This is a genomic window from Lysobacter sp. TAF61 (assembly GCF_052113485.1).
GTDB lineage: Bacteria > Pseudomonadota > Gammaproteobacteria > Xanthomonadales > Xanthomonadaceae > Lysobacter_J.
Genome location: NZ_JBFRDH010000005.1, coordinates 319,837 through 344,528 on the forward strand (window position 1 = coordinate 319,837; position 24,692 = coordinate 344,528).

The 24,692-nt window shown below is 67.0% G+C and carries 19 protein-coding genes and 1 pseudogene; 10 read left to right on the forward strand and 10 right to left on the reverse strand.

The features are described from left to right. Positions 1–99: 99 nt before the first annotated feature. Positions 100–1,176 carry a LacI family DNA-binding transcriptional regulator gene (locus tag AB4Y64_RS13525; protein ID WP_441816970.1) on the forward strand — a complete coding sequence of 359 codons (1,077 nt, stop codon included), beginning with the start codon at positions 100–102 and terminating at the stop codon, positions 1,174–1,176. Positions 1,177–1,244: 68 nt separating this feature from the next. Here the strand turns inward: AB4Y64_RS13525 and AB4Y64_RS13530 are convergent, their stop codons facing one another. The 6 genes and pseudogenes from AB4Y64_RS13530 to AB4Y64_RS13555 form a co-directional block, all read right to left on the reverse strand. Continuing rightward, a complete protein-coding gene (locus AB4Y64_RS13530; protein ID WP_441816971.1) occupies positions 1,245–2,678 on the reverse strand; it encodes a sugar porter family MFS transporter in 1,434 nt (477 codons plus the stop codon). Between the two features lie 112 nt (positions 2,679–2,790). Beyond that, positions 2,791–4,128 (reverse strand): xylose isomerase, encoded by a 1,338-nt coding sequence (xylA, locus tag AB4Y64_RS13535; protein ID WP_441816972.1) that lies wholly within the window; start codon positions 4,126–4,128, stop codon positions 2,791–2,793. A 53-nt stretch (positions 4,129–4,181) separates the two neighbouring features. Next, complete coding sequence (xylB, locus tag AB4Y64_RS13540) at positions 4,182–5,693, reverse strand: xylulokinase (protein WP_441816973.1); 1,512 nt, start codon at positions 5,691–5,693, stop codon at positions 4,182–4,184. Positions 5,694–6,019: 326 nt separating this feature from the next. Then, positions 6,020–11,827, reverse strand: a complete 5,808-nt coding sequence (locus AB4Y64_RS13545) for an autotransporter domain-containing protein (RefSeq protein ID WP_441816974.1) — start codon at positions 11,825–11,827, stop codon at positions 6,020–6,022. A gap of 493 nt (positions 11,828–12,320) precedes the next feature. Next, on the reverse strand, positions 12,321–12,653 hold the full coding sequence (locus AB4Y64_RS13550; RefSeq protein ID WP_441816975.1) for a gamma-glutamylcyclotransferase family protein: 333 nt from the start codon (positions 12,651–12,653) through the stop codon (positions 12,321–12,323). A gap of 18 nt (positions 12,654–12,671) precedes the next feature. Further along, positions 12,672–12,986, reverse strand: a pseudogene (locus AB4Y64_RS13555) (glucokinase); the annotation flags it as partial. Between the two features lie 72 nt (positions 12,987–13,058). Between AB4Y64_RS13555 and AB4Y64_RS13560 the strand changes: the two are divergent. Together AB4Y64_RS13560 and fucP are read left to right on the forward strand one after the other, a co-directional pair. Continuing rightward, a complete protein-coding gene (locus AB4Y64_RS13560) occupies positions 13,059–13,283 on the forward strand; it encodes a hypothetical protein (RefSeq protein ID WP_441816976.1) in 225 nt (74 codons plus the stop codon). A gap of 29 nt (positions 13,284–13,312) precedes the next feature. Continuing rightward, on the forward strand, positions 13,313–14,614 hold the full coding sequence (gene fucP / locus AB4Y64_RS13565; RefSeq protein WP_441816977.1) for an L-fucose:H+ symporter permease: 1,302 nt from the start codon (positions 13,313–13,315) through the stop codon (positions 14,612–14,614). A 78-nt stretch (positions 14,615–14,692) separates the two neighbouring features. On the opposite strand, the gene AB4Y64_RS13570 is transcribed toward fucP, so the two are convergent. Continuing rightward, the gene (locus AB4Y64_RS13570; RefSeq protein ID WP_441816978.1) at positions 14,693–15,928 is read right to left on the reverse strand and encodes a cation:proton antiporter; all 1,236 of its coding nucleotides are present in this window, start codon (positions 15,926–15,928) and stop codon (positions 14,693–14,695) included. A 148-nt stretch (positions 15,929–16,076) separates the two neighbouring features. Between AB4Y64_RS13570 and AB4Y64_RS13575 the strand changes: the two genes are divergently transcribed. The 6 genes from AB4Y64_RS13575 (at position 16,077) to AB4Y64_RS13600 (ending at position 20,930) form a co-directional block, all read left to right on the forward strand. Then, a complete protein-coding gene (locus tag AB4Y64_RS13575; RefSeq protein WP_441816979.1) occupies positions 16,077–16,976 on the forward strand; it encodes a LysR family transcriptional regulator in 900 nt (299 codons plus the stop codon). 143 nt (positions 16,977–17,119) lie between these two features. Then, positions 17,120–17,830 (forward strand): SDR family NAD(P)-dependent oxidoreductase, encoded by a 711-nt coding sequence (locus tag AB4Y64_RS13580; protein WP_441816980.1) that lies wholly within the window; start codon positions 17,120–17,122, stop codon positions 17,828–17,830. A gap of 218 nt (positions 17,831–18,048) precedes the next feature. After that, on the forward strand, positions 18,049–18,729 hold the full coding sequence (locus tag AB4Y64_RS13585; RefSeq protein WP_441816981.1) for an HvfX family Cu-binding RiPP maturation protein: 681 nt from the start codon (positions 18,049–18,051) through the stop codon (positions 18,727–18,729). Between the two features lie 61 nt (positions 18,730–18,790). After that, a complete protein-coding gene (locus AB4Y64_RS13590) occupies positions 18,791–19,255 on the forward strand; it encodes an HvfA family oxazolone/thioamide-modified RiPP metallophore (protein WP_441816982.1) in 465 nt (154 codons plus the stop codon). A gap of 78 nt (positions 19,256–19,333) precedes the next feature. Continuing rightward, positions 19,334–20,191 (forward strand): HvfB family MNIO-type RiPP peptide maturase, encoded by an 858-nt coding sequence (locus AB4Y64_RS13595; RefSeq protein WP_441816983.1) that lies wholly within the window; start codon positions 19,334–19,336, stop codon positions 20,189–20,191. Next, entirely contained in the window at positions 20,184–20,930 is a 747-nt protein-coding gene (locus AB4Y64_RS13600) for an HvfC family RiPP maturation protein (RefSeq protein WP_441816984.1), read from the forward strand. Before AB4Y64_RS13595 ends, AB4Y64_RS13600 begins: the two co-directional genes overlap by 8 nt. A 30-nt stretch (positions 20,931–20,960) precedes the next feature. On the opposite strand, the gene AB4Y64_RS13605 is transcribed toward AB4Y64_RS13600, so the two are convergent. Genes AB4Y64_RS13605 through AB4Y64_RS13615 form a run of 3 tightly spaced genes read right to left on the reverse strand, consistent with a single transcriptional unit; the run spans position 20,961 to position 23,578 of the window. Continuing rightward, positions 20,961–22,349 (reverse strand): aspartate aminotransferase family protein, encoded by a 1,389-nt coding sequence (locus AB4Y64_RS13605; protein WP_441816985.1) that lies wholly within the window; start codon positions 22,347–22,349, stop codon positions 20,961–20,963. 12 nt (positions 22,350–22,361) lie between these two features. Then, the gene (locus AB4Y64_RS13610; RefSeq protein WP_441816986.1) at positions 22,362–22,781 is read right to left on the reverse strand and encodes a VOC family protein; all 420 of its coding nucleotides are present in this window, start codon (positions 22,779–22,781) and stop codon (positions 22,362–22,364) included. Next, positions 22,781–23,578 (reverse strand): iron-containing redox enzyme family protein, encoded by a 798-nt coding sequence (locus tag AB4Y64_RS13615; RefSeq protein ID WP_441816987.1) that lies wholly within the window; start codon positions 23,576–23,578, stop codon positions 22,781–22,783. The genes AB4Y64_RS13610 and AB4Y64_RS13615 overlap by 1 nt, the downstream gene beginning before the upstream one ends. A 278-nt stretch (positions 23,579–23,856) precedes the next feature. On the opposite strand from AB4Y64_RS13615, the gene AB4Y64_RS13620 reads away from it, so the two are divergent. Further along, positions 23,857–24,687 (forward strand): hypothetical protein, encoded by an 831-nt coding sequence (locus tag AB4Y64_RS13620; protein ID WP_441816988.1) that lies wholly within the window; start codon positions 23,857–23,859, stop codon positions 24,685–24,687. Positions 24,688–24,692 lie beyond the last annotated feature (5 nt).

Consider the following 24,692-nt stretch of genomic DNA (forward strand, 5'->3'; position numbering starts at 1 on the left):
TGTGGTTCGCTGTCATTCCCTGTCCGATGTCACTTTGGTGTGGAAACTCACGTTGGTGAGTACGTCTGCGCCGACCTAAGCAACGCGAAGGAAGGAACGTTGGAAAAGCCCAAGAAGTCCGTCCGCCGCAAGGGTCGCGCCGTCACCATCGACGAGGTGGCCGCGCTCGCCAACGTGTCGCCGATGACGGTGTCGCGTGTCGTCAACGGCTACGGCAAGGTCCGCGAGTCCACCCGCGAACGCGTCACCCAGGCGGTGCGCGAACTGGGCTACACGCCCAACCAGGCCGCCAGTTCGCTGGCCGCGGCGCAGGACACGCGCATTGCACTGATCTACACCAACCCCAGCGCGGCGTACCTGCGCGAGTTGCTGGTGGGTGCGTTGAACGGCGCGTCGCGAACCGCCGCGCAACTGGTCATCGACACCTGGGAAAACTTCGACGCCGAGCAGCAGCGCCATGCCGCGCGTGCGCTGGCCAAGACCGTCGCCGGCGCGATCCTGCCGCCGCCGCTGTGCGAGTCCAAGGCCATCGTGTCCGAACTGGTCAGCGCCGGCGTGTCGGTGGTGGCGATCGCATCGGGACGCTTCAGCCAGGAAATCTCCAGCGTCCGCATCGACGACTTCCACGCCAGCCGCGAGATCACCGCGCACCTGATCTCGCTCGGCCACACCCGCATCGGCTATATCAAGGGCAACCCGAACCAGACCGCCAGCGCGCGCCGCTACGAAGGTTTCCAGGCCGCAATGAACGAAGCGGGCATCGCGCTGGATTCGGCGCTGGTCCAGCAGGGTTACTTCACCTATCGCTCCGGCCTCGACGCCACCGAGACGCTGCTCGGGCTGCGCAATCCGCCGACCGCGATCTTCGCCAGCAACGACGACATGGCCTCGGCGGTCATCTCGGTCGCGCACCGGCGCGGACTCGACGTACCACGCGACCTGTCGGTCGTCGGCTTCGACGACACCTCGGCCGCGACCACGGTGTGGCCGGAGCTCACCACCATCCACCAGCCGATCGCCTCGATGGCAGACTCGGCGGTCGACATCCTGCTGCGCAACATCCGCCGCAAGGATCGCAACACGCGCGTGGTGGTCGACCACGTCCTGCCGCACCAGCTGGTGTCGCGCGACTCGGTCGCGCCGCCGGCCAAGCCGGGCGGCACCACCAACCGGTGAGGCCCGCATGATTGCGGGCTTCATGGCAACGCGCGCCGGAACGGGTGGAACCGCAGCCATCCTCCGGCTCAGCCTTCCATCTGTTCCAGTTCCTTGCCCTTGGTCTCGTAGACATAGCGCAGGACGAAGAACACCGAGATGATCGCGCACACCGTGTAGATGCCGTACGCGCCGGCCAGGCCGATGCTGCCCAGCAGGATCGGGAAGGTCACGGTGATGGTGAAGTTCGAGGTCCACTGCGCCGCGCCGGCCACAGCCAGGCCCGAGCCGCGGATCTGGTTGGGGAACATCTCGCCCAGCATCACCCACATCACCGGGCCCCAGGACATGTTGAAGAAGATCACGTAGACGTTGGCCGCGACCAGCGCCAGCGTGCCCATCGAGTCCGACAGCGCCAGCTTGTGGTTGGCATCGATCGATCCGGTGGTGAAGGCCCAGGTCATCATCGCCAGCGCTACCGCCATGCCGGCCGAGCCGACCCACAGCAGCGGCTTGCGGCCAATGCGGTCGATCAGCAGCACCGTGACCAGGCAGGCGCCGATGCTGAGCGCACCCGACAGCACGTTGATCAGCAACGCGTCGCTCTCGGAGAAGCCGACCGCCTGCCACAGCACCGCACCGTAGTAGAAGACGACATTGATGCCGACCAGTTGCTGGAACGTGGCCAGGCCGATGCCGATCCAGACGATCGGACGGACCTTGCCGGTGGCCTTGTTGATCAGGTCGCTCAGCTGCGGGCGGTGATGGTCGGAAGAAAGCGATGCATCGATCTCGGCCAGCTTGGTGCGTGCCTCGGCCGCACCGTACAGGCGCGTGAGCACCGCAAGCGCATCGGCCTGGCGCTTCTTCACCACCAGGTAGCGCGGGCTCTCCGGAATCGTCAGCAGCAGCAACAGGAACAGCAGCGACGGCACCGACTGCACCCAGAACATCCAGCGCCACGCGGCCTGCCCCAGCCACAGCCCTTCGGTCGAGGCGCCGGCGGCCTTGGCCAGCAGGTAGTTGCTCAGGAAGGCGCAGAACAATCCGCCGATGATCGCGATCTGCTGCACCGTGGCCAGCCGGCCGCGGTAGCGCGCCGAGGCCACTTCGGCGATGTAGGCGGGCGACATCACGCTGGCGGCGCCAACGGCGAAACCGCCGAGCACGCGCGCGGTGACGAACATCCATGACGTCGCCGCAGCGCCGGCGCCGATGGCCGACAGCAGGAACAGCACGGCGGAGATGATCAGCACCGAGCGCCGGCCCCAACGGTCGGCCAGGCGTCCGGCAAAGAACGCGCCGATCGCGCAGCCCAGCAGCATCGAGGCGACCTCGAAGCCGAGCCCGGCCTTGCTGGAACCGAACGCCTGCTGCAGTCCGTCGACGGTGCCGTTGATCACGCCACTGTCGAAACCGAACAGGAAGCCGCCGATGGTGGCCACGCAACTGACCAGGACGATCAGGCGGGTGTTCTCGGCGTCGCGGTTGGACGGAGCATTTTCGAGCGTGGCGCTGTTCATGGCTACCCCTGAGTTGTGAGCGGTACTTCTCCGGCCCCCTGTCGCCGCGCATGGCGCGCGGTGATGTCGCATCCCTCCCCCGTTTGCCGGAAACGGGGGAGGCCTGTGCCGCTCAGCGCATCAGGTACTGGTTGAGCAGGTTTTCATAGCGCTCCTGCTTGCCGCTGAGCTTGGCCGGCTCGCCGGCCTTGCCCGCCAGCGCGCTCAGTGCCGCCAGGTCCATCTTGCCGGCAGCGAAGTCGTTGCCTGCGCCCTTGTCGAAGCTGGCGTAGCGCTCGGCGCGCCACTGCTCCCACGGCGACTTGTTGAGCAGCGCGTGCGCCACTTCCAGGCCGCGCGCGAACGCGTCCATGCCGCCGATGTGGGCCAGGAACAGGTCGTCGGCGTCGGTCGACTCGCGGCGCACCTTGGCGTCGAAGTTGAGACCGCCCGGCTGCAGGCCGCCCTGGCGCAGCACCACCAGCATCGCGCCAACGGTGTCGTACAGGTCGGTCGGGAACTGGTCGGTGTCCCAGCCGTTCTGGGCATTGCCGCGGTTGGCGTCGATGCTGCCGAGCATGCCGGCATCGGAGGCGACCTGCAGGTCGTGCTCGAAGGTGTGCCCCGACAGCGTGGCGTGGTTGGCTTCGATGTTGAGCTTGAAGTCCTGGTCCAGGCCGTGCTCGCGCAGGAAGCCGACGACCGTGGCCGAGTCGAAGTCGTACTGGTGCTTCATCGGCTCCATCGGCTTGGGCTCGATGAGGAAGTTGCCCTTGAAGCCCAGGCTGCGGCCGTAGTCGCGCGCCATCGTCAGGAAGCGGCCGAAGTGGGCCAGCTCACGCTTCATGTTGGTGTTGTGCAGCGAGGCGTAGCCTTCGCGGCCACCCCAGAACACGTAGTTCTCGCCGCCCAGCTCGACGGTGGCCTCGATCGCGGCCTTGACCTGCACGGCAGCACGCGCGACCACGGCGAAGTCCGGGTTGGTGGACGCACCGTTCATGTAACGCGGGTGACTGAAGAGGTTGGCCGTGCCCCACAGCAGCTTGATGCCGGTCGCCTTCTGGCGTTCCTTGGCGATGGCGACCATGTGTTTGACGTTCTTCTCGTACTCGCCGATGTCCTCGGCGTCGGGTGCGAGGTCGATGTCATGGAAGCAGTAGTACGGCACGCCGAGCTTGGTGAAGAACTCGAACGAGGCGTCGGCCTTGGCTTCCGCGCGCGCCAGCGGCGTGGCGGCGCCATCCCACGGATAGACACGGGTGCCCGGGCCGAACGGATCGTGGCCGGCATTGCAGAAGCTGTGCCAGTAACACACCGCGAAACGCAGGTGCTCGGCCATCGTCTTGTCGCCGATGCGCTTGTTGGCGTCGTAGTGCTTGAACGCCAGCGGGTTGTCGGAATCGCGTCCCTCGTAGGGGATGCGACCAATGCCGGGGAAGTATTCGCGGGCGCCGATGAAAGGAGTCGTCATGGTCGGAGTCACTGTCGAGTGTGTTTGGGTGGCGGGCCGCAGCCCGGCTGGCGTCAGGGCTTGGGGTTGTTGGGGTTGGCGTGGAATTGCATGGCCGCATCGAGGTGGCGGCGGAACTGGCGGTAGTGGGTGCGATAAGCCGAAGCGGCGCTGCCGTCGGGGCGCGCGATCGACGCCTCGTCGGTGCCGACGTGTTCGCGTGCGATGGTGGCGATGTCGTCGCCGCCGCCGTTGGCGCGGCCGTGCGCCCACAGCGCCTGCAGCGCGGCGCCGAACGCAGCGCCCTCGCTCTGCTCCGGCACGGCGACCGGCAGCTCGAACACGTCGGCCACCATCTGCCGCCATGCCGCGCTCTGGCTGCCACCGCCGGTAAGGCGGATCGCGTCGAACTGCAGCCCCGCGGCGGTCAATGCGTCATAGCCGTAGCGCAGGCTGTAGGTCGCGCCCTCCATCGCCGCGCGGTAGACGTTGCCGCGGGTGAGGTTGGTCGAATCCATGCCGTGCAGCGAGCCGCGCGCGTGCGGCAGGTCCGGTGTGCGCTCGCCATTGAGGAACGGCAGCATCACCAGTCCGCCTGCACCGGGCGCGGTGTCGGCCATCACCGCATCGCCATCGCGGCTGCTGAAGCCGAACATGCGCGCCACGCTCTCGGTGGCGACGGTGCAGTTCATCGTGCAGATCAGCGGCAGCCAGCCACCGGTCGAGGAACAGAACGCGGCCCAGCCACCGGCTTCATCGACGACCGGATGGTCGGCGTGCGCGAACAGCGTGCCCGACGTGCCCAGACTCATGCTCAGCACGCCCGAGGCGACATTGCCGGTGCCCACGGCCGCCATCATGTTGTCGCCACCGCCGGCGGCCACGCGCACGCCGTGCGGCAGGCCCAGCTGGTCGGCAATCGATGCGGCGATGGTGAAGCTGGCATCGGCTTCGACCAGCGGCGGAAGCAGCGCCGCGAGATCGCGTTGCGCGTCCGTCGCGGCCAGCATGCGCGATGACCAGCGGCGCGTGCGTACATCGAGCCAGCCGGTGCCGGAGGCATCGCCGTACTCCATCCAGCGCTCGCCGGTCAGCCAGAAGTTGACGTAGTCGTGCGGCAGCATGATCGCGGCCAGGCGCGCGTAGACCTCGGGCCGGTGCTTGCGCGTCCACGGCAGCTTCGATGCGGTGTAGCCGGCAAGGATCGGATTGCCCGCCAGTGCGATGCAGCCCTTCGCGCCACCGGCCGCGGCCATGATCTCGTCGCATTCGACGGTGGTGCTGGTGTCGCACCACAGCTTGGCCGGCGCGAGCACTCCGCCGGCGGCATCGACCGGGACGAATCCGTGCTGCTGTCCGGAGACGCCGATCGCGCTCACGCGTGCGCGGTGCGCGGGCTCCATGCGCGCAAAGCAGGCGCGGATCGCATCGATCCACCACTGCGCGTGCTGCTCGCGGCTGCCGTCATCGCCCGCGATCAACTCCAGCGCATGGCCGTGCGTGGCCACGACCTTGCGTGCCTGCGGATCGTAGGCAATCAGCTTGACGCTCTGGGTACCAACGTCGAGGCCGACGAACAGGCTCATGCGGACCTTCCAGAAAAAAAGTTAGCGCTACCACTCTGGACGCATAAAAAAACATCACTGGGGATGTTGGCCAGCCGATTCATAGGTCTAAGGGGGTCCCGGGACGGATGTGGGCACTCTACCCAGCGTTTCGGGAAATGGCTTGCTGCAATGCGGAATGCCTTATGGGGCAATGACTTACCGCAGGGGTCGCAGGGGGCCACGTGCGCGGATGACCCTACCGGCGGGCTCCGGGAGGTCCCGGCACCCCGCCGCCATGCGTTGCGCATGGCGGCATGCCATCGGCGGGAGGGGTCACCCCTGCCCGCCGTACCTGATGGCGACGATCAGCGCGCGTCCTGTCGACGGCACTGGCGCCCGCTGCAGGCAGGCTCCTGGTCCGCGACGGACGAGGCCGGCGCCGATGCAGGACGGGCAGCTCCCGCGCCGTACGAAATCGACACGCCCACGCTGTTGGCACTCGTGGAGTTGCCGCCCTGCTCGTGGCCGACGAGCAGCGTGAACAGCCAGCCCGTCTGCAGTCGGATGTCCATGCCGGCGCCGATCGAGAACAGATCGTCGTAGTAGCTGCGCAGTCGCAGGCCATAGTCGCTGGAAACCGGCTGCTGCGCGTAGTTGATGCGCGCCAGCCCCTGGTTTTCGAGCGCCTGCGTGTACTCGACCGTCCAGAAAGGACGCAGGCGCGCGTTCCTTCCGGCGAACTCGTAGCTGCCTTCCAGGCCAACGGCCATCGAGGTGTTCTGCAGCGTCTGCTCCCGATAGACGAGATCGTAGATGCCCAGCCCGCTCTCCTGATACGCATCCAGGGTGGTGCGGCTGCCGTCCAGGCGGCCATAGCCGGTCAGCGACAATCCGTTGGGGCCGTGATGCTCGTAGCCCAGGCTCAACGATCCGAACAGCTGATCGCCATCGCGCTGTGCGTTCGCGGCGCGTCCGGCCGCCTCGCTCCAGCGAACCAGGTCGAAGTCGAGCTGGCCGTAGGCCAGCAGGCCATCCACGTAGAAGTGCTCGCCAGCTCCCCACAGGCCGTACAGCGTGAGGGAGCGCTGGTCTGCATCCACGCTCGATACCGAACCGGCGGCGTCGCCGTCGTGCTTGGCCATGCTGCCGGCCAGGCCGATCAGGGCGTGGTCGCCCAGTGCCCGGTCCGCGCCGAAGGAGACACCGTCGGTCTGGAAGTCGTAGCGCTGTCCGTCCCCGCTCCGGCCGACGTTGACCGTACCCGCGGCCCATATGCCCCAGCCATTGGCCAGCATCGGCCAGCGGCCGCCGACGGCCTGGCCGACAGGCATCGCCATGCCCTGCGAACCGGGTTCGCCGACATAGGCCAGCGAGAGTGCGGTGCTCGATGCGTTGTCGCCATTGCGGACCTGGCGCAGGCGACCGCGGATGTTGCCTTGCTGCGCGGCCGCGAAACGGACGCTGGCATCGACCTGCGCCTGCAGCCCGCCCACCACGTCTGCATCGCGCGCCGGATCGGGCCGGTCGTCGACTACCAGGCGCATCTGCACCGAGCCGGCGGTGAAGCTGCCCGAAGCAGCCTGGGTGGCGGTCAGGACGGCCGTACCGGCACCGACCAGCGTCACGGTGCGGCCACTCACGGTGGCCACCTGTGCGTTGTCGCTGCTGTAGGTGAAGCTGCCGCCGCTGTCGCTTTGCGGCTCTGGCAATTCGAAGCTCGGCTCGCCGTACACCTTGTGCAGTCCGTCGACCCACTGCAGGGTCGGTGCGGCTGCGGCGATCGTCACTTCCAGCACGACCGGGGCAGCGGCGGCGTGGTTCGCGTCACCGGCCTGGTTTGCAGACAGGCCGCACACGCCCGCCGACAGCATCGCAACGCTTGCGCCACTGACCTGGCAGACCGCAGGCGTGCTGCTGGCGAACACCACCGGATTGGCCGATGCGCCACCGGTCGCCGACACCGCGAAGTGGCCGTTGTGCGCGAATACCGGCGCATCGGGATTGGCCACGAATGCGGTGATGACCTGCGCGGCCTGTTCGACCTGCAGGTCGAACGCCTGGCTGGCGGCAAAGCCATAGGCATCGCGCACCTGGACGGTCAAGGCGTAGTGTCCCGCCTGCTCGGGCGCACCGGACAGTCGACCGGCAGCGTCCAGCGTCAAGCCGGCAGGCAGCGCGCCGGCGGTGATCGCAAACGCGTACGGCGCCGTTCCGCCGGAGACATCGAGCGGCTGATCGTATGCGGCGCCGTGCGTGGCCTGCGGCAATGCGCTGAGCGCGAACGCCAGCTGCGGTGCGGCAACGGCCAGGGTGTAGACGCGCTGGTCCGAGAACGGTCCGGTACCGGTGCTGCTGTCGGTCACCTTCACGGTCAGGTTGAAGGTGCCTGCCACGGTCGGCGTGCCGGACAGCTCGCCGTTTGCCGCCAACGTCATACCGGCAGGCAGGTTCGCCGAGAGCAGCTGGAACGAATACGGGCCGGTGCCGCCGCTGGCGCTGAACTGATGGTGGTACGGCGTGCCGCCCACTGCGCCCGGCGTTGCCGTCGCGGCCAGGGCCACGGTCGCGTTGGCGACGGTGATGCTGATCGCGGCGGGCGCCGTCGTGCTGTAGGGATCGGTGGCGGTGTAGCTGAAGCTGTCAGCACCGGCATAGCCGGCGTTGGGCTGGTAAGTGATGGTGGTCCCACTCGCCACGGCCGTGCCATGCGCGGGCGCGGTGTCGATGGCTACCGAAGCCGCAGTGCCGACAATATCCAGCGTGATGGCAGTGGCGCCCGCCGAATACGGAATGGTTGCGCTGACCGGCGACACCGCCAGTGCAGGAATGGGAACAACCGCGTTGGATGCGGCCGAAGCTGCGCCCGTGCCTACCGCATTGGTGGCCGTTACCGTGAACGTGTAGGTCACTCCCGGCGTGAGGCCGGTGATGACAGCAGGCGAGGCGGTGGCAGTCGCGGTGACGCCGCCCGGGGACGAGGTCATGGTGTAGGCAGTGATGGCGCTTGCACCGGTGAAGCCCGGCGCGGTGAAGCTCACGCTCGCCGAGCCCGGTCCGGTAGCGCTGGCGACACCGATCACCGGGGCGCCCGGCACGACTGCATTGACGGCAAAGCTGCGGCTGACCTGCGCGGCCGCGAGGTAGCTGCCGTTGCCGGCCTGGTCGGCATTGATCGTGCAGGTGCCAGCGGCGACAAAGGTCAACGCGCCGCCGCCGGTGATCGTGCACACGCCGGTCGTGGACGAGGTGAACACGGGCGTCAGGCCCGAGTCGGCGGTGGCCGTCAGCGTCGGCGTCGTGCCGAAGTTCTGCGCACCGGGATTGTTGAACGTGATGGCCTGGGTGGCAGCCGGAGTGATCGAGTTGGAAGCGGCCGATGCCGAACCGGTACCGGCCGCATTGGTCGCCGTCACGGTGAAGGTATAGGGCACGCCATTGGTCAGACCGACCATCGTGAGGGGCGAGCCAGCGCCCACGGCGACGATTCCACCCGGACTGGATGTCACGACGTAGCCAGTGATCGGAGCCCCGCCCGTATAGGTCGGCGCAATGAACGCGATGCTGGCAGCGGTGTCGCCGGCAGTGGCGACGGCCGCCGTCGGTGCGCCCGGCGCGACCGCATTGACGGTAAACGATCGCGAAACCTGCGACGCACTCAGGAAGCTGCTGTCGCCGGCTTGATCTGCATTGATCGTGCAGGTGCCCGTCGCCACGAAGGTCAACGCACCACCGCTGGTGATCGTGCAGACACCGGTGGTGGACGAAGTGAACGAAACGGACAAGCCCGAGTCCGCCGTCGCCGTCAGCGTCGGCGTCGTGCCGAAGTTCTGCGCGCCGGGATTGGCGAAGGTGATCACCTGCGGACTGGCCGGCGTCACTGCATTGCTCGCCGCCGACGCCGGACCGGTACCGGCCGTGGCGTTGGTGGCGGTGACGCTGAACGTGTAGGTCACGCCATTGGTCAGGCCGGCCACGGTGATCGGCGAACTGCTGCCGATGCCGGTAGCGCCGCCGGGGCTGGCTGTCACGGTGTATCCGGTAATCGAGTTGCCGCCGGTGAACGACGGAGCGGTGAAGGTGACCGTGGCCTGCGTGTCGCCGGCGGTGGCGGTGCCGATGGTCGGCGCAGCCGGAATCACGGCGTTGACAGTGAAGGTGTGCGTGACGGTCGCCGCCGCGTTGACCGCGCCATTGCCCGCCTGGTTGACGTCGATGGTGCACGCACCGGCCGTGACGAAGGTCAGCACGCCGCCGCCAGTTATGGTGCAAACGCCGGTGGTGGCCGAGCTGAAGACCGGCGTCAGGCCCGACGTCGTGGTGGCCGTCAGGGTGGGCGACGTGCCGAAGGCCTGCGCGCCGGGGTTGCCGAAGGCGATCGTCTGGGTCGCCTTGGGCGTGACCGCGTTGGACGCGGTCGACGGCACGCCGGTGCCGATCGCGTTCGTCGCGGTGACGGTGAAGGTGTAAGCCGTGCCGTTGCTCAGGCCGGTGACCGTCGCGGTGCAGGCCGCAGGCCCTGCGCAGGTTCCGAAGGCGCCACCCGGGCTGGCAGTCGCGGTGTAGGTGGTGATGGCGGACCCGCCATTGCTGCCGGGCGCGGTGAAGGTGATCGATGCCTGCCCGTCGCCGGCCGTTGCCGTGCCGATCGTCGGCGCAGCCGGCGCGGTCGGAACCGCCACGGTGTGGAACGAGCCAACGCTGAAACCGGCCACGCCGGCATTGCCGGCGTCATCGACGATGTCGGTGCCGCCGTTGAGGTTCACCTTCAGCGTGCCGCTGCCCGTGATACCGACGATGTTGACGTTGATGCTGGCACCCGTGGCCGCGGAAACGCTGTCGATCGTGCCCGACGCGGTACCGGTGCCCACCAGGGTGAAATCATCGGAGGAGATGTTGCTGACCGGTTCGCTGAAGGTCACGGCGAACGCCATGCTCGTGGCGGTCGCGGCCGGGGTACCACTCACGGCGATGCTGCTTGCGGTGGGGCGAACGTTGTCCACGGTGGCATTGCTGGCGTCGGCCGTGGTGGTGGCGTTGCCGGCGTTGTCGGTCGCGGTGACCGACACATTCCGGTTGCCGGCGTCGATCGTGCCTGCGACCAGAGTGTAGGTGGCGGTCCAGGTGCCACTGCTGTTGGTCGCCGCTACCGCCGCGCCGCCGCCGAACTGCAGGAAGTTCACCGTCGCCGAGCTGATGCTGTCGACGTTGTTGTCGCCGCCGGCGGTGTTGTTCCAGGTCGCGGTGACGGTATCGCCGATCCGGTACGCGCCACCGGTGCCGCTTGCGCCGGAGATGCCGATGCGCCCCTCGGTGACGGTGGGGGCAATGCTGTCGACCGTGGCATTGGTGGTATCGGCCCGCGTGGTCGAGCCGATTGCGTTGGTCGCGGTCACGCTCACGTTGCGCGAGGCCGTGTCGATGGAGCCAGCGGTGATCGTGTAGGTCGCAGTCCACGTTCCGGCACTGAGGGTCGCGGCCGTAGCCGCGCCACCGCCGAACTGGCTGAAATCGACCGTCACGCCGGTGACGCCGGCGTTGTTGTCGCCGGCGGCCGAATTGTTCCAGCGCGCGGTGACGGTATCGCCGATCTTGTAGGCACCGCCGGTACCGCTCGCACCGAGGATGCTGATGTTGCTGTCGCTGACCACCGGCGGTGCAGGCACCGTGGTGTCGCCAATGAAATTGTCGAAGTTGGTGGAGAAGAAGTCGCTCGAGGAGATGCGGATTTCATCGACGACGATCGCGCCGAAGCTCAACGCGACACTCTGCCCCGGGAACACGGTCTGCGCGGCGCCGACCATCGCGCCATTCCGGTAGGCTTGAACCGTCGTCGTGGCACCCATCAGTACGTCGACGTGAATGCCATTGAATACGAAGTCGGCGCCGTCGGTGCGGGCGATGTCGACCCGCTCGATGGCGGGGTCTTCCAGGGCCGACAGGGCCGACAGGGCCGGGTTGCCCGGGCTGGAGTCGTTGTCCCACGCCAGATCGCCATTTCCGACGAATGCGAAGGTGAACGTTTGCCCGCCCAATGAGCGCGTGACAGTAGTGCCCTGGGCAAACGATGAACTGAAGTCATCGGTGAAGGACGCCGCCTGAACCGACGGCGCGGCCGCGCACAGCAGCAGACCGATGGTCTGCGCAAAACGACGCCACGCCTGGCGCGTGCTCAACGAAATTCCCACGATGTCCCCTTTCACCTTGAGGTGTCGCAGGGACGCAGGCTTGACCCGCCACGAACCGCCCCCCGACGATTCCCTGACGGACTGATCAGCCGGGCAAACGCGCCCGTCCTGAAAAAGCGAACCCCATGACCACAGCACCGCGACGCCTGGTACGGCGCACGGACACGACGTCGCCGCTTCACTGCGGCAACGCAAGCTGCAAATCGTTGGATCCCCTTCGGCCCCCCGCCGTCAGAAACAAGGGCGGCCTGCTCGCCGATGGGCCCGGAGGAAAGCTCAGGCCACCGGCGAGTCGCGGAAGTCTATCACCGTTGTGTCGTGATGTTGGTCACGGTCGGATCGCCGCGGACCGCCAGGTCATGCGCGCATCGCTTCCATCAGGGTGGTTGCCCCCGGCGCACCACCATCCCTGCGCCTGCGTTCTGCGCATGCGCCGCGGATCCGCTGCGGCATTCGGGTGCTCATTGGTTGCCCCAAGGCCTCAACGGCTGTCGCTGAGCTGATAGATGTAAGCGTCCACCACCGTCCCGTCGCGGAGCGTCGCCGAGGTGAGCACGCGCTGGTAGCCTTCGCCCTCGAATGCATCCAGGCGCGCCCAGTGGTCGGCCAGTTCATCCGAACTGAAGACGAGCCCCTGCACCTCGTCGCCAGACGCCTCCAGAACGATGCCCGGGAAGCCGATCGCCGCGCCCCAGCCCTGCTGGAACAGCGTGCCCCTCACCGTCGCCGGCTCCCAGGTGCCAGCCACGTCGGCCAGCACGTGCGCGTTGGGGCGTCCGGGCGCGAGGGTTCCGTAGACGAATAGTCGGCTCATGGCACTGCAACTCTAGCCTCATGCACCGTCCGATTGGAACATCTCCACTGCATGCGCCGCCGCTCCCAGCAGCCCGGAGCTCGGGTGCACGATGGCCAGCGAAGGCACCTGGGGCAGTGCCGACGAGAAGCGGCCCTTGCTTTCGAAACGGGCGCGGAACGACGACGCCTGCAGCGCGGGGAGCAGTTTCGGAACAAGGCCCCCGGCGAGGAACACGCCATCCCAGGCACCGTGCATCAGCACGAGGTCGCCGGCCATGGAGCCGAACGCCGCGCAGAAGATCTCGATCGCCTGCTGGCAGTAGGTGGCGTCCGCGTCGGCGGCAATGCGGTCACGGCCGATGTCGCGGCGATGGACCCGGCCTCGGTTCCGGTAATCTCCACCGAAGGGATGACCGGCAAGCAGTTGATCGCGCTGGTCAAACAGGCCCGGCGCAAGCATGGCCTGGTCAGCCTGACCTTTCACGGCGTGGGCGGCGACTACCTCACCACGTCGGCGCAGGCACATGAGGAACTGCTGGACTATCTGGCCCGGCACCGCGATGAGTACTGGGTCGATACCTTCGCCAACATAATGACCCACGTCAGGCAGCAGCAGACCGCAGCCAGCCAATCACCGGGCGCCCACTGAGGCCCACCCTTTTTGTCAGCGGAGCCCACATGACGCAACGCCAGCTGTCCACCCCCGTCACCATCGCGATCATCAGTCTGATCTTCTTCGCGTGGGGCGGCATGACCAGTCTCAACGACGTGCTGATCCCGCATCTCAAAGCCGTGTTCGCGATGAACTACGCGCAGACGATGCTGATCCAGTTCACCTTCTTCGGCGCCTACTTCCTGATGTCGCTGCCCTCCGGCGCGGTGGTGTCGCGGATCGGCTACAAGTCGAGCATCGTCATTGGCCTGCTGACCGCCGCTGTGGGCGCGGCGATGTTCTACCCGGCCGCACGCCTGCCTTCGTACGCGGTCTTCCTGGGGGCGCTGTTCGTGCTCGCCAGCGGCATCACCCTGCTGCAGGTCGCCGCCAATCCCTACATCAGCCTGCTCGGCAACCCGGCCACTTCGCACAGCCGGCTCAACCTCGCCCAGGCGCTCAATTCGCTGGGAACGACGCTCTTCCCGTACTTCATCGGCCCGCTGATCCTGTCCGGCGCGGTGCTGGGTGCGGACCAGCTGGCGGCGATGGCGCCCGAAGCGCTGACGGCCTACAAGACCACGCAGGCGCAGTCGGTGCAGATCCCGTACCTGCTGCTGGCCGGCGGCCTGCTCGCCATGGCGGCGCTGGTGCTGCTGCTGCGCATCCCGTCGCTGCGCGAGGCGACCGACGCCGGCGACAAGCTCCATCACCACACCTACCGCGAGACGCTGCAGCACCCGCACCTGCGCTGGGGCGTGCTGGCGATCTTCCTGTATGTCGGCGCCGAGGTCTCCATCGGCAGCTTCCTGATCAACTACATGGCCCAGCCCGACATCGGCGGCCTGACCGAAGCCACCGCCAGTCGCTACCTCGTCTGGTACTGGGGCGGCGCGATGGTCGGCCGCTTCATCGGCGCGGCGCTGATGACGGTGATCGATGCACGCAAGCTGCTGGTGTTGTTCGCCGTGGTTGCCGCGGCGCTTCTGGCAACGACGATGAGCACGCACGGCCACATCGCGATGTGGAGCGTGCTGGCGATCGGCCTGTTCAACTCGATCATGTTCCCGACCATCTTCGCCTCGGCGATCGAGGGCATGGGTCCGCTGACCGGCAAGGCGTCCAGCCTGCTGGTGATGGCGATCGTGGGCGGCGCACTCGTGCCGATGCTGCAGGGCGCACTGGCCGACAGCATCGGCATCCAGGCGGCGTTCGCGGTGCCGCTGGTCTGCTATGCCTACATCGCCTGGTACGGCTTGCGCGGGTCGCGGGTGGCCTCGCACCTGGGGCAGGCCGAAGGTGCGGCGCTGCTGCAGCCGCGGCACTGAGCCGGCGACCGGATCTCGATCCCCATATCGATATCGATAATGAAAAAGGCCCCGCAAGGGGCCTTTTTCTTTTGACCGTCAGGCCATCTCGCGGCCCGGCGACTCGACGGCGCGTTCGCGAACCAGCCAGCGGAACGCCGGGCCGGTCAGCAAGGTCGACAGCACCGCCAGCGTCACCAGTGCCGCGAACGCATGTTCGGAGAGCAGCCCTTTGTCGCGCAGGATGGTAGCGGCCACGATCTCCATCAGGCCCTTGCACTGGAGCAGGGCGCCCACCGCCAGGGCATCGCGCCGATGCAGTCCCGGTGCCGGCGGATAAAGCCGCACCGCGGCGAGCTTGGCGACCACCGCCAGCACCAGCAGCGCCACGGACGCCTGCAGCGACGCCCAGCCCAGCACGTCGCCATCGATCTTCAGGCCACTGTGGCCGAAGAACAGCGGAGCCAGGGCGACCAGCGCGACCTGGCCAATGCGCTCGACCGGCACCTGCCTCGCCCACGCCTGCGGCACCATCGCGCCGGCGAAATAGGCACCGAGCAGTGCATGCAATCCCAGTTGCGACGTCGACCACGCGCCGGCGCCAAGGAACACCGGCAGGATCGCCCAGACCAGCCAGCGCGGCGGCAACAATTGCAGGCGCTTGACCAGGGTTGCCGCGGTCGCCAGCACAACGAGCAACAGCAGCGCCGCCAACTGCTCGGCGGACACGCCGTCCAGCAGCGAGCCGTTATCGGCCACGAGCAGGACGAGGGCGAGTCCGACCCACAACACCGCGTCGTCGATCACCGCGATGCCGAGCGCCATCTGCGAGAGCCTGCGGTGCAGCGGCCCCAGTTCGCGGACGATGCCGATCAGCACCGGCAGCGCACTGACCGCCAGGCAAAGACCAATCGCCACCGATCCCAGCCACTCGCCACCGCGGGGTGCGTCCCAGCCAGGCAGGCGTGTGAAATAGAAGTGCGCCGCAGCGGTGCCGACACAGAACGGCAGCAGCAGTGCGACCGCTGCACTGGTGAGGAATCGCAGCCTGCCAGCGTTGGCATTGGATGCCGTGCCGGTTTGCGCGGGCAGATGCGCCTCCTGGCGCGTCTCCATGCCGGCCGTGAAAGCCAGCAGCAGCACGCCGACCCAGCCGATGTCATCGCCGAGGGCGGAGGGAAGCCCGAGGGAGCCGACACCGGTGGCCGCCATGACCAGGCCAATCACGATCGGGATCACGGCAATGGGGATCGACCTGCCCAGCCCGCGCCACACGCACCATGCGAGGACGACGAATACCAGGACATCGAGGGCGGCGGCGATAAGTGACTGCACGGCTCGGATCATAGCCACCACACCAGCGAAACAGCAAAGGCACCGCGTCACCGGCCACTAACCGCCACGGCGGCAGACTTTGCCTCCACCGCGTTGCGGGCATGACGGCTCCGGGAGAGTCGCTGGGGTTATGGATCGCATCGAGGCCATGAAGATCTTCATCGCTGCCCTCGACGAGGGCAGTCTCGCCGGCGCCAGTCGCAGGACCGGTCGGTCGCCGGCCGCGGTCAGCAGGGCGGTCGCATCGCTCGAAGCACACGTCGGCGTGCCCTTGCTGCACCGGACCACGCGCTCGATCAAGCTCAGCGAAGCCGGCGAGCGCTATGCGCTGGCGTGCCGCAAGGTGCTGGCCGACCTGGAGGAGGCCGACCGCCAGGCTGCCGGCGAACGCTCCGTCCCGCGCGGCACGCTGACCATCACCTCCACCGTGTTCGCCGGCGTGGAAATCCTGCGCCCGGTCGTGGATGCCTTCATGGAGGAGTTCCCGACCGTCACCGTGCGGATGCACCTGCTGGAGCGCCCGGTCAACCTGATCGACGAAGGCATGGACCTCGCGCTTCGCATCACCCACCTCGCCGATTCGACACTGGTGGCGCACCGCGTCGGCGATGCACGCCGGGTCGTCGTGGCATCGCCGCGCTATCTGGCTGCACACCCGCGCATCGAGGAGATGGCCGACCTGGCCAGGCACCAGATCATTGCACTGACGCATTCGGGCTTCGATTCCTGGAGCTTCCCGCCGGCGGAAGGCTCGACCATCGCCCGCTCGGTTTCCTTCACCCCGCGCCTGGTGGTCAACAACGTCCGCGCCGCGGTTGCGTCCGCGGTTGAAGGGCACGGCGTCACCCGGCTGCTGTCGTACCACGTGGGTCCCGAAATCGAGGCCGAGGCCTTGCGGGTGGTCCTGGCCGACGTCGAGCCGGCACTGATCCCGGTCCACCTGGTGTCGCCGCAAGGGCGTTTGTCGGTGCCGAAGGTCCGGGCATTCGTCGACTTCGCCCTGCCGCGCCTGCGCGCCAGCTTCGCGCGGCTGTCTCCAAAGGCCTAGGCGGGCATTACGCCGTTTTGCGGAAGAGTGATCGCCGGACGCCGTGGATTCGCAAGCCGCAGGTTCGCTCCTAGATTGGGCCCCGACGGAAATGCCAGCACACGCTGGCAGCTCCGCCCTCCCCCCAAACTTCGAGAACCACCATGAGCACTTCACGCAAAGTCGTCGCCGTCACCGGCGCATCCCAGGGCATTGGCGCGGGCCTGGTCCAGGCCTTCCGCGACCGCGGCTACGCCGTCATCGCCAACTCGCGTTCGATCAAGCCATCGAACGATCCGGACATCCTGACCATTGCCGGCGACATCGCCGACCGGGACGTGGCCGAACGCATCATCAGCGAAGGGCTGGCCAGGTTCGGCCGCATCGACACCGTCGTCAACAACGCCGGCGTGTTCGTCGCCAAGCCGTTCACCGATTACAGCGCCGACGACTACTCCAATGTGCTCTCGATCAACGTCGATGGCTTCTTCAACCTTACCCAGGCCGCCTTGAAGGTCATGGAAAAGCAGGGCAGCGGCCACGTGGTCAGCATCACCACCAGCCTGGTCGACCATGCGATCGACGGCGTGCCGTCGGTGCTGGCGTCGCTTAGCAAGGGCGGCCTCAACGCCGCCACCCGGTCGCTCGCCATCGAGTACGCCAAGCGCGGCATCCGCGTGAATGCGGTCTCTCCTGGCATCATCAAGACGCCGCTGCACGCGCCGGAGACGCATGAATGGCTGGCCGCGCTGCATCCGGTCGCCCGCATGGGCGAGATCAGCGATGTGGTCCAGGCGGTGCTGTACCTGGAGTCGGCCGGCTTCGTGACCGGCGAGATCCTCCACGTCGATGGCGGCCAGAGCGCCGGTCACTGACCTGACGTAGCCGCTGCGCCCCATCACCCCTGGAGCAATCCGGGGGTGATGTCGTTTCAGGGGCTGGCCCGGTGGGGGCCTGGATCTGTATCCGAATGTATCGGCGGTAGCGGCGGCCACGTTTCGCGACAAAAGGACCGGTTGCACGACACCGGCGCGATACCTCGAAGCCTCGAAATGGCGACACCGAAGAACAACGGCGTCCACGAGGAACCGCAATGCCAACGTCCAACCGCAAGCCCGCCCCCGCCCTGCTGTCCCGCGTCGATGGCGTCGGCCAATGGCTGTCCCCGCTCGGCCTGCGCGTCCTGCTGGCGTGGGAGTTCTTCGAGGCCGGGCGCGAGAAGCTGCACGGCGACAACTGGTTCGCCGACCTCGGCGACAAGTTCCCGTTGCCGTTCTCGCTGTTGAGCGCCAACGTCAACTGGACGCTCGCCACCTGGCTCGAACTGGCTGGCAGCATCGCCCTGCTGGTCGGGCTTGGCACACGCTACGCGGCCGCCACGCTGTGGGTGCTGACAGTCGTTGCGATCTACGCGGTGCACTGGCCGTCCGACTGGTCGAGCCTGTCCGAGTTGTGGCAGGGCTACGCCATCAGCAATGCCGGGCATGGCAATTACAAGCTGCCGCTCATCTACCTGGTGATGTTGCTGCCGCTGATGCTCAACGGCGGCGGCCGCCTCAGCCTCGACCGCCTGCTCAACGCGCATCGGCCCGCCGCATCGCTGACCGCGCCTGCCGACAAATCCGCCTGGGGCCTGGTGCTGTTCGCGACGGGACTGACCGTGTCGCTGCTGTTGCCGTGGTCCGGTGGCGTCACTGCTGTCGCCGGCCTGGGTCTGCTGGCCTGGTCACGCCGTCGTGAACGTCCTGGCAACCGCTTCGTGATCGCTTCCTGATTACTTCCTGATTGCTTCCTGCAAACAACCCCGCACCACCCCCACCCCCTGGAGAAATGAAATGTCCCGTATCAACAATCGCAATTCCGTCGGCATGCTCGGCATCGCCCTGGCTGGTCTCGTCCTGAGCGGTTCCGCGTTCGCCATGCAGCCGCTGTCGCAGGGCTACATGCTGGCCGCCAGCCACGCCGCCGGAGAAGGCAAGTGTGGCGAAGGCAAGTGCGGCGCCACCGGTGCCAAGTCCGACAAGGCTGCCACCGCTACCAGCAAGACCGCCGAGGGCAAGTGCGGCGAAGGCAAGTGTGGCGATGCCTCGTTCGCCAAGACCGACACCAGCGACGACGGTCGCGTCTCCAAGTCCGAGTTCATCGCCGTTGCCGGCGACCGCGCCGGCGATTTCGCCAAGCTCGATACCGACAGCGATGGCTACATCTCCGAGAAGGAGGCCTACGACTTCCTGAAGGCCACCTACGCGGCCAATGGCAAGCCGATGCCGGCCGGCCTGTTCGCGAAGATCGGCAAGTAAGTCTTTCGCCGCTTCATGGACTACAGCGCGCCCCCGTTGTCGACGACGACGGGGCACGCTTCAACCGAGGCTTGCCCCATGCACACCATCGCTGCAACCACGTCTGCCGGCCTGGGCCTGCGTCGCGGCCTGATCCCCGAACTGCTGGCCATGGACGATGGCGCGGTGGACTTCCTCGAAGTGGCTCCGGACAACTGGATCGGCGTCGGCGGCAGGTTCGGCGAACAACTGGCCCAGCTGTCTTCGCGATTCCCGATCAGCGCGCACGGCCTGTCATTGTCGCTGGGCGGCACCGAGCCGCTGGACATGGAACTGCTCAAGCGCACCCGCGAGTTCAACGAACGCTTCGATGTCGTGCTGTACAGCGAGCACCTGAGCTACACCTCCGACGACGGCCATCTCTACGACCTGATGCCGATTCCCTTCACCGATGAAGCCATCGGCCACGTCGCCGCGCGGATCCGCCAGGTGCAGGACGTGCTGGGCCGGCGCATCGCCGTAGAGAACGTCTCGTACTACGCCGCGCCCTACCAGGCGCTGGCCGAGATCGACTTCATCAACGCCGTCCTGGTCGAGGCCGATACCGACCTGCTGCTGGACGTCAACAACCTGTACGTCAACGCCATCAACCACGGCTACGATCCGCAGGCGTTCCTGGCGCGACTTCCGCCTGACCGAATCGCCTCGTACCACATCGCCGGTCACTTTGATGAGGACAACGACCTGAAGGTCGATACCCACGGCGCGCCGGTGAAGGGCGACGTCTGGTCGCTGCTGGACAGCGCCTACCGCCGCTTCGGCGTGCGACCGACGCTGCTGGAGCGCGACTTCAACTTTCCCCCGATTGCGGAACTGCTGGCCGAAACCTGGCGCATCCGCATGATGCAGAACGCGCACGACGACCGTCATCGCCTGCTGGAGCAGTCCCGTGCATGAAGAAGGCCTTCGCGGGCAGCAGTTCACGCTGGCGCGGCATCTGCGCGATCCCGCTGCCAACCCGCCTCCGCCCGGCATCGAGGACCGGCGCCTTCGCGTGTATCGCGAACTGTTCCTGGGCGCGATCGAGGGCTTGCTTGCGGGCAGCTTCCCGGTGATCCGCGGCACGCTCGGCGACCAACGCTGGAAAGGGCTGGTGCAGGCGTTCTACGCCACGCATCGCAGTCGCACGCCCTTGTTCACGCAGGTCGCCGCCGAATTCGTCGGCTACATCGATGGGCACGCGAGCGATGCCGGCCTGCCGGAATGGCTGCCCGAACTGGCGCATTACGAATGGATCGAGCAGTCCCTGTTCAGCAGCGACGCGCAACTTCCGCCGCACGATCCGGACGGCGATCTGTTCGAAGGCGTGCCGTTGCTGTCGCCGCTATCGGTACCGCTGGCCTACCGGTGGCCGGTCACCGACATCGGCCCTGGCCATGTTCCGCTGATCGCACCGGAAGTTGCCACGACCCTGCTCGTCCATCGTGACGACGAGCATCAGGTCCGCTTCACCCGCATTGCACCGCTGGCGTTTGGCTTGCTGGTGTCGTTGCAAGACAACGCACGGAGCGGGCGCGCGCATCTCGAGGCGCTGGCCACCGAAGCCGGCGCGGATCCCGGCTGGATGCTTGAGCAAGGCCATGAGTTGTTGCTGGCACTGCGCGAACAGGGCGTGGTGATCGGTACGGCCGTGTGATGGTCCGTGTGGTGGGCCCATTCCCGGGGTTCATCCAACGCAATAGCGGTCAGCGACGTCCAGCGCCTCGTCGATGATCGCCAGGCCGTCGCGCAGGGTCTGCTCGTCGATGATCAACGGCGGCACCACGTGCACGCGGTTGCCCACGACGAATGGCCACAGGCCCTGGCGCTTGCAGGCATTTGCGAACTCGACCATCGGTGCATTGTCGGCGCCGGCGGCATTGAACGGAACGAGCGGCTCGCGGGTGGCGCGGTCGCGGACCAGCTCGATCGCCCAGAACGCGCCCAGTCCACGCACGTCGCCCACCGACGGGTGGCGGTCGTCGCGCATCGCCTGCAGTGCCGGCTTGAACACCTCTTCGCCCAGGCGCCTGGCGTGCCCGATGGTGCCTTGCTCGCGGTAGATGCCGATGCAGGCAACGGCCGCCGCGCAAGCCAATGGATGGCCCGCGTAGGTCAGACCGCCCGGATAGGCGCGAGATTCGAAGCTGGCGGAGATCGCATCGCTCATGATCACGCCACCGAGCGGGACGTAACCGGAATTGACACCCTTGGCGAAGGTGATCAGGTCCGGTACGACGCGCCAGTGATCGATGGCGAACCACTCGCCGCAGCGACCAAAGCCCGCCATCACCTCGTCGGCGATCAGCATGATGCCGTGCGCGTCGCACAGCGCGCGCACGCCCTGGAGGTAACCGTCGGGTGGAACCAGGATCCCGCTGGAACCGACCACCGGTTCGAGCACGATCGCGGCAATGCCCTTTGCGCCTTCGACCATGATGGTGTCGGCCAGGTGCGAGAGGGCACGCGCGCATTCCTCCTGCGCATCGCTGGAATGGAATGCGGAGCGGTACGGATACGGCCCCCAGAACCTGGCAAACCCGGGAGCACCAGGCTCGGACGCCCAGCGTCGCGGATCGCCAGTGGCGGTGATCGCACCCGCAGTCGCGCCGTGGTAGCTGCGATACGCGGTCAGCACCTTGTGGCGACCGGTGTGGAGGCGGGCCATCCGGATCGCGTTCTCGATCGCCTCGGCGCCACCGTTGGTGAAGAAGACGCGGTTCAAGTCGCCGGGCGCGACTTCGGCGATCAGGCGCGCGGCTTCGCTGGTTGCCTCGTTGGCGTGGTATGGCGCCACCGTGCACAGCTTCTCGGCCTGGGCCTTGATCGCGGCGATGAGCTTCGGGTGCTGATGACCCACATTGACGTTGACCAGCTGGCTGGAAAAGTCGAGCCAGCGGCGGCCGCTCTCGTCGCTGAAATGGACACCCTCGGCGCCCGTGACGACGAGCGGATCGAGCGCGCCATGCGCCGACCATGAATGCAGCACGTGCAGCTTGTCGTTGCTGGCAGCCGCCGATCGCGTGCCGCCGGCGCCGGACACACCGGCCGCACCGTATTGGTTTGCGTCACGCATGTCGTTCCGCGCTCAGGGGATGAAAGTCTGTTCCGGATCGTCGAACGACTTGAACTCTAGCGCATTCCCCGATGGATCGAAGAGAAACATGGTCACGTGCTGCCCCGGCTTGCCTTTCAGCCGAAGGTGCGGCGCCTCGGCGAACTCGATCCCGGCCGTCGTCAGGCGCCTGGCGAGGGTCTCCCACGACTCTCGGTCCAGGTTCATGCCGAAGTGCGGTACCGGCACCGCCTCGCCATCGAACTGGCTGTCGAGCAATGGCCGTTCATCGCCGCCGATATGCGCGACCAGGTGATGACCGAAGAAGTCGAAGTCCTGGTAGTGGGTATCGCTCCTGCCCTGCGGACAGCCAATGACGCCGCCGTAGAAGCGACGCGCCTCGTCCAGGTCGCGGACCGGGAACGCCAGGTGGAACTGGTTGATCGTTGGCATCAACGTTGGCTCATGCCCGGTGTCGTCCGGCATGCGGCGAAGATGTTCTGCCAGAACAGGTTCCACGCGGTGATGCTGCATTCGTAGCCCTGGGCCAGCTGCGACAGCGACTCGGGCTCATGTAACAGGTAGTCGTCGATGGCCTGGCGCGTGAGTTCGCCGTGGATGATGTCCTGCTCGCCGGTATGGATGGTCCAGAACTCCCAGTCGATGCTTTTGGCGTTCTGGATCATGTACGGATGCGTCTGCAGGTGCTCGAACATGACCGACAGGTAGGTCTGGCAAAGGCACTCGCCGCCCATTCCGCGCAATCCCACACCGAACGCAGACCCCCGCGCAGCCAGTTGCCGCGTCAATCTGTCCAGGTTGGCGCGGTTGGCCGGCAGGCAGCGTTCGAGCTGCGCGGGTTCCACGCCAATGGTTGCGAGGAAGCGGTCGTAGATGGCCGGATGCGCCTTGGCCGGGTTGCCCTCGCCGAGTTCCTCGGCAAGGATCTCGCTGAGCAGGCTGCGCAGGCCGCCGAATGGCAGCTTCGCCACCAGCAGGGCCAGGTCGCTGATGTAGTCGATGGTGAAGAAGCGGTACTGCGTGCAGACCAGGCGCAGCTCGTCGATCGACAAGTGCGGCAGCACCCGCATCTTCTGCGCGGCCAGCGCTTCGGTTGCCTCCTTCGCCTTGTCGGCGAACCGCCAGAAGCTCTGCCTGTCCCAACCGCCGGTCTGGATCGCGTCTGATCGGATCGCGTCGGCCTCGGCGGATGACGAGTCCTGTTCGCTCGGGTTCTTCAGCAATGTCATGCGCCCAACCTTGGAGAAGTTTGGCCGGAGCATACTTCGCGTGTCGATGTCATATTTCACTCGACGTTGACCAACGCGTCGCAATTTCGCGCAAATCTTCACCGGACGTGGATGTGATCGCGCTTCATCGCGGCTGCGGCGTATTCATCATCCACATTCGCTGTTGCGTGGTTCACGCTTCGTTCCGAAAAATACGCCAGTCATCCAGCGTTCGTTCACGGCGCGCGATGCGCTATACGATGTGCTCAGCGCTGATGCACCGGAGCCAGGTCGAGCCGATGGATTCATCCAACAGGGAATCGCGCCGACGCGCAGTCCACCTGCTGTGGACAGGCGGCTGGGATTCGACGTTCCGGCTGCTGCAGCTGCTGCTGGAGCATCGCGTTCCGGTGGTTCCCTACTACCTTGAAGACCCGACGCGGCCATCGACCGCGATCGAGCTGCAGACCATGGCGCGCATCGGCAACCATCTGCGGGCCGCGTACCCGCACGTGCGCGAGCTTCTTCACCCGATCCGCGTGGCTTCGGTTCGTGATGTCATGGTCGACGAAGAGATTGCCGCGGCGCTGCGTGAGATCCGCCAGCGGGTCTTCATCGGCAGCCAGTACGCGTGGCTGCCTTCGTTCTGCAAGCACAACGCGATCGATCAGATCGAACTTGGCGTGCATGTGGATGACAAGGTGCAGGCGCTGGTGCGTCCGTATGCGCTGGAGTTCGACCATCCCGACGGCTACCGCAGCGTACGCGTCGACCCGCGCCACGCCGATACACCCGAGTTCCGGCTGTTCCGCTATTTCGGCTTTCCACTGTTCCACATCGACAAGGTCGGGATCGACCGGCGCGCAGGTGCCGATGGCTGGAGCGCGGTCATGGACATGACGTGGTTCTGCCATACGCCACTGCGTGGCCGCCCCTGCGGGATCTGCGCACCGTGCATCTACACGATCGAGGAAGGCCTGGCGCGGCGCGTACCGATGTCGCGACGCGTGGTCTCGTACTTCTATCGCAGGTTCGCGCTGCCGCTCAAGTCGCCGCTGCGGCGGCTGCGCGGTGCACTGCGCGAAAGCCGCGCCGGGCGCCCTCGAGCACCCGGCGTCGGTCGTCCATGAAGGAC

What these genes read in the sequence shown, in the direction of transcription:
- AB4Y64_RS13530 (WP_441816971.1), bottom strand. Translation starts at nt 2,678, where the DNA reads ATGAACAGCGCCACGCTCGAAAATGCTCCGTCCAACCGCGACGCCGAG.
- xylA (WP_441816972.1), bottom strand. Translation starts at nt 4,128, where the DNA reads ATGACGACTCCTTTCATCGGCGCCCGCGAATACTTCCCCGGCATTGGT.
- xylB (WP_441816973.1), bottom strand. Translation starts at nt 5,693, where the DNA reads ATGAGCCTGTTCGTCGGCCTCGACGTTGGTACCCAGAGCGTCAAGCTG.
- AB4Y64_RS13550 (WP_441816975.1), bottom strand. Translation starts at nt 12,653, where the DNA reads ATGAGCCGACTATTCGTCTACGGAACCCTCGCGCCCGGACGCCCCAAC.
- fucP (WP_441816977.1), top strand. Translation starts at nt 13,313, where the DNA reads ATGACGCAACGCCAGCTGTCCACCCCCGTCACCATCGCGATCATCAGT.
- AB4Y64_RS13575 (WP_441816979.1), top strand. Translation starts at nt 16,077, where the DNA reads ATGAAGATCTTCATCGCTGCCCTCGACGAGGGCAGTCTCGCCGGCGCC.
- AB4Y64_RS13580 (WP_441816980.1), top strand. Translation starts at nt 17,120, where the DNA reads ATGAGCACTTCACGCAAAGTCGTCGCCGTCACCGGCGCATCCCAGGGC.
- AB4Y64_RS13585 (WP_441816981.1), top strand. Translation starts at nt 18,049, where the DNA reads ATGCCAACGTCCAACCGCAAGCCCGCCCCCGCCCTGCTGTCCCGCGTC.
- AB4Y64_RS13590 (WP_441816982.1), top strand. Translation starts at nt 18,791, where the DNA reads ATGTCCCGTATCAACAATCGCAATTCCGTCGGCATGCTCGGCATCGCC.
- AB4Y64_RS13595 (WP_441816983.1), top strand. Translation starts at nt 19,334, where the DNA reads ATGCACACCATCGCTGCAACCACGTCTGCCGGCCTGGGCCTGCGTCGC.
- AB4Y64_RS13605 (WP_441816985.1), bottom strand. Translation starts at nt 22,349, where the DNA reads ATGCGTGACGCAAACCAATACGGTGCGGCCGGTGTGTCCGGCGCCGGC.
- AB4Y64_RS13610 (WP_441816986.1), bottom strand. Translation starts at nt 22,781, where the DNA reads ATGCCAACGATCAACCAGTTCCACCTGGCGTTCCCGGTCCGCGACCTG.
- AB4Y64_RS13615 (WP_441816987.1), bottom strand. Translation starts at nt 23,578, where the DNA reads ATGACATTGCTGAAGAACCCGAGCGAACAGGACTCGTCATCCGCCGAG.
- AB4Y64_RS13620 (WP_441816988.1), top strand. Translation starts at nt 23,857, where the DNA reads ATGGATTCATCCAACAGGGAATCGCGCCGACGCGCAGTCCACCTGCTG.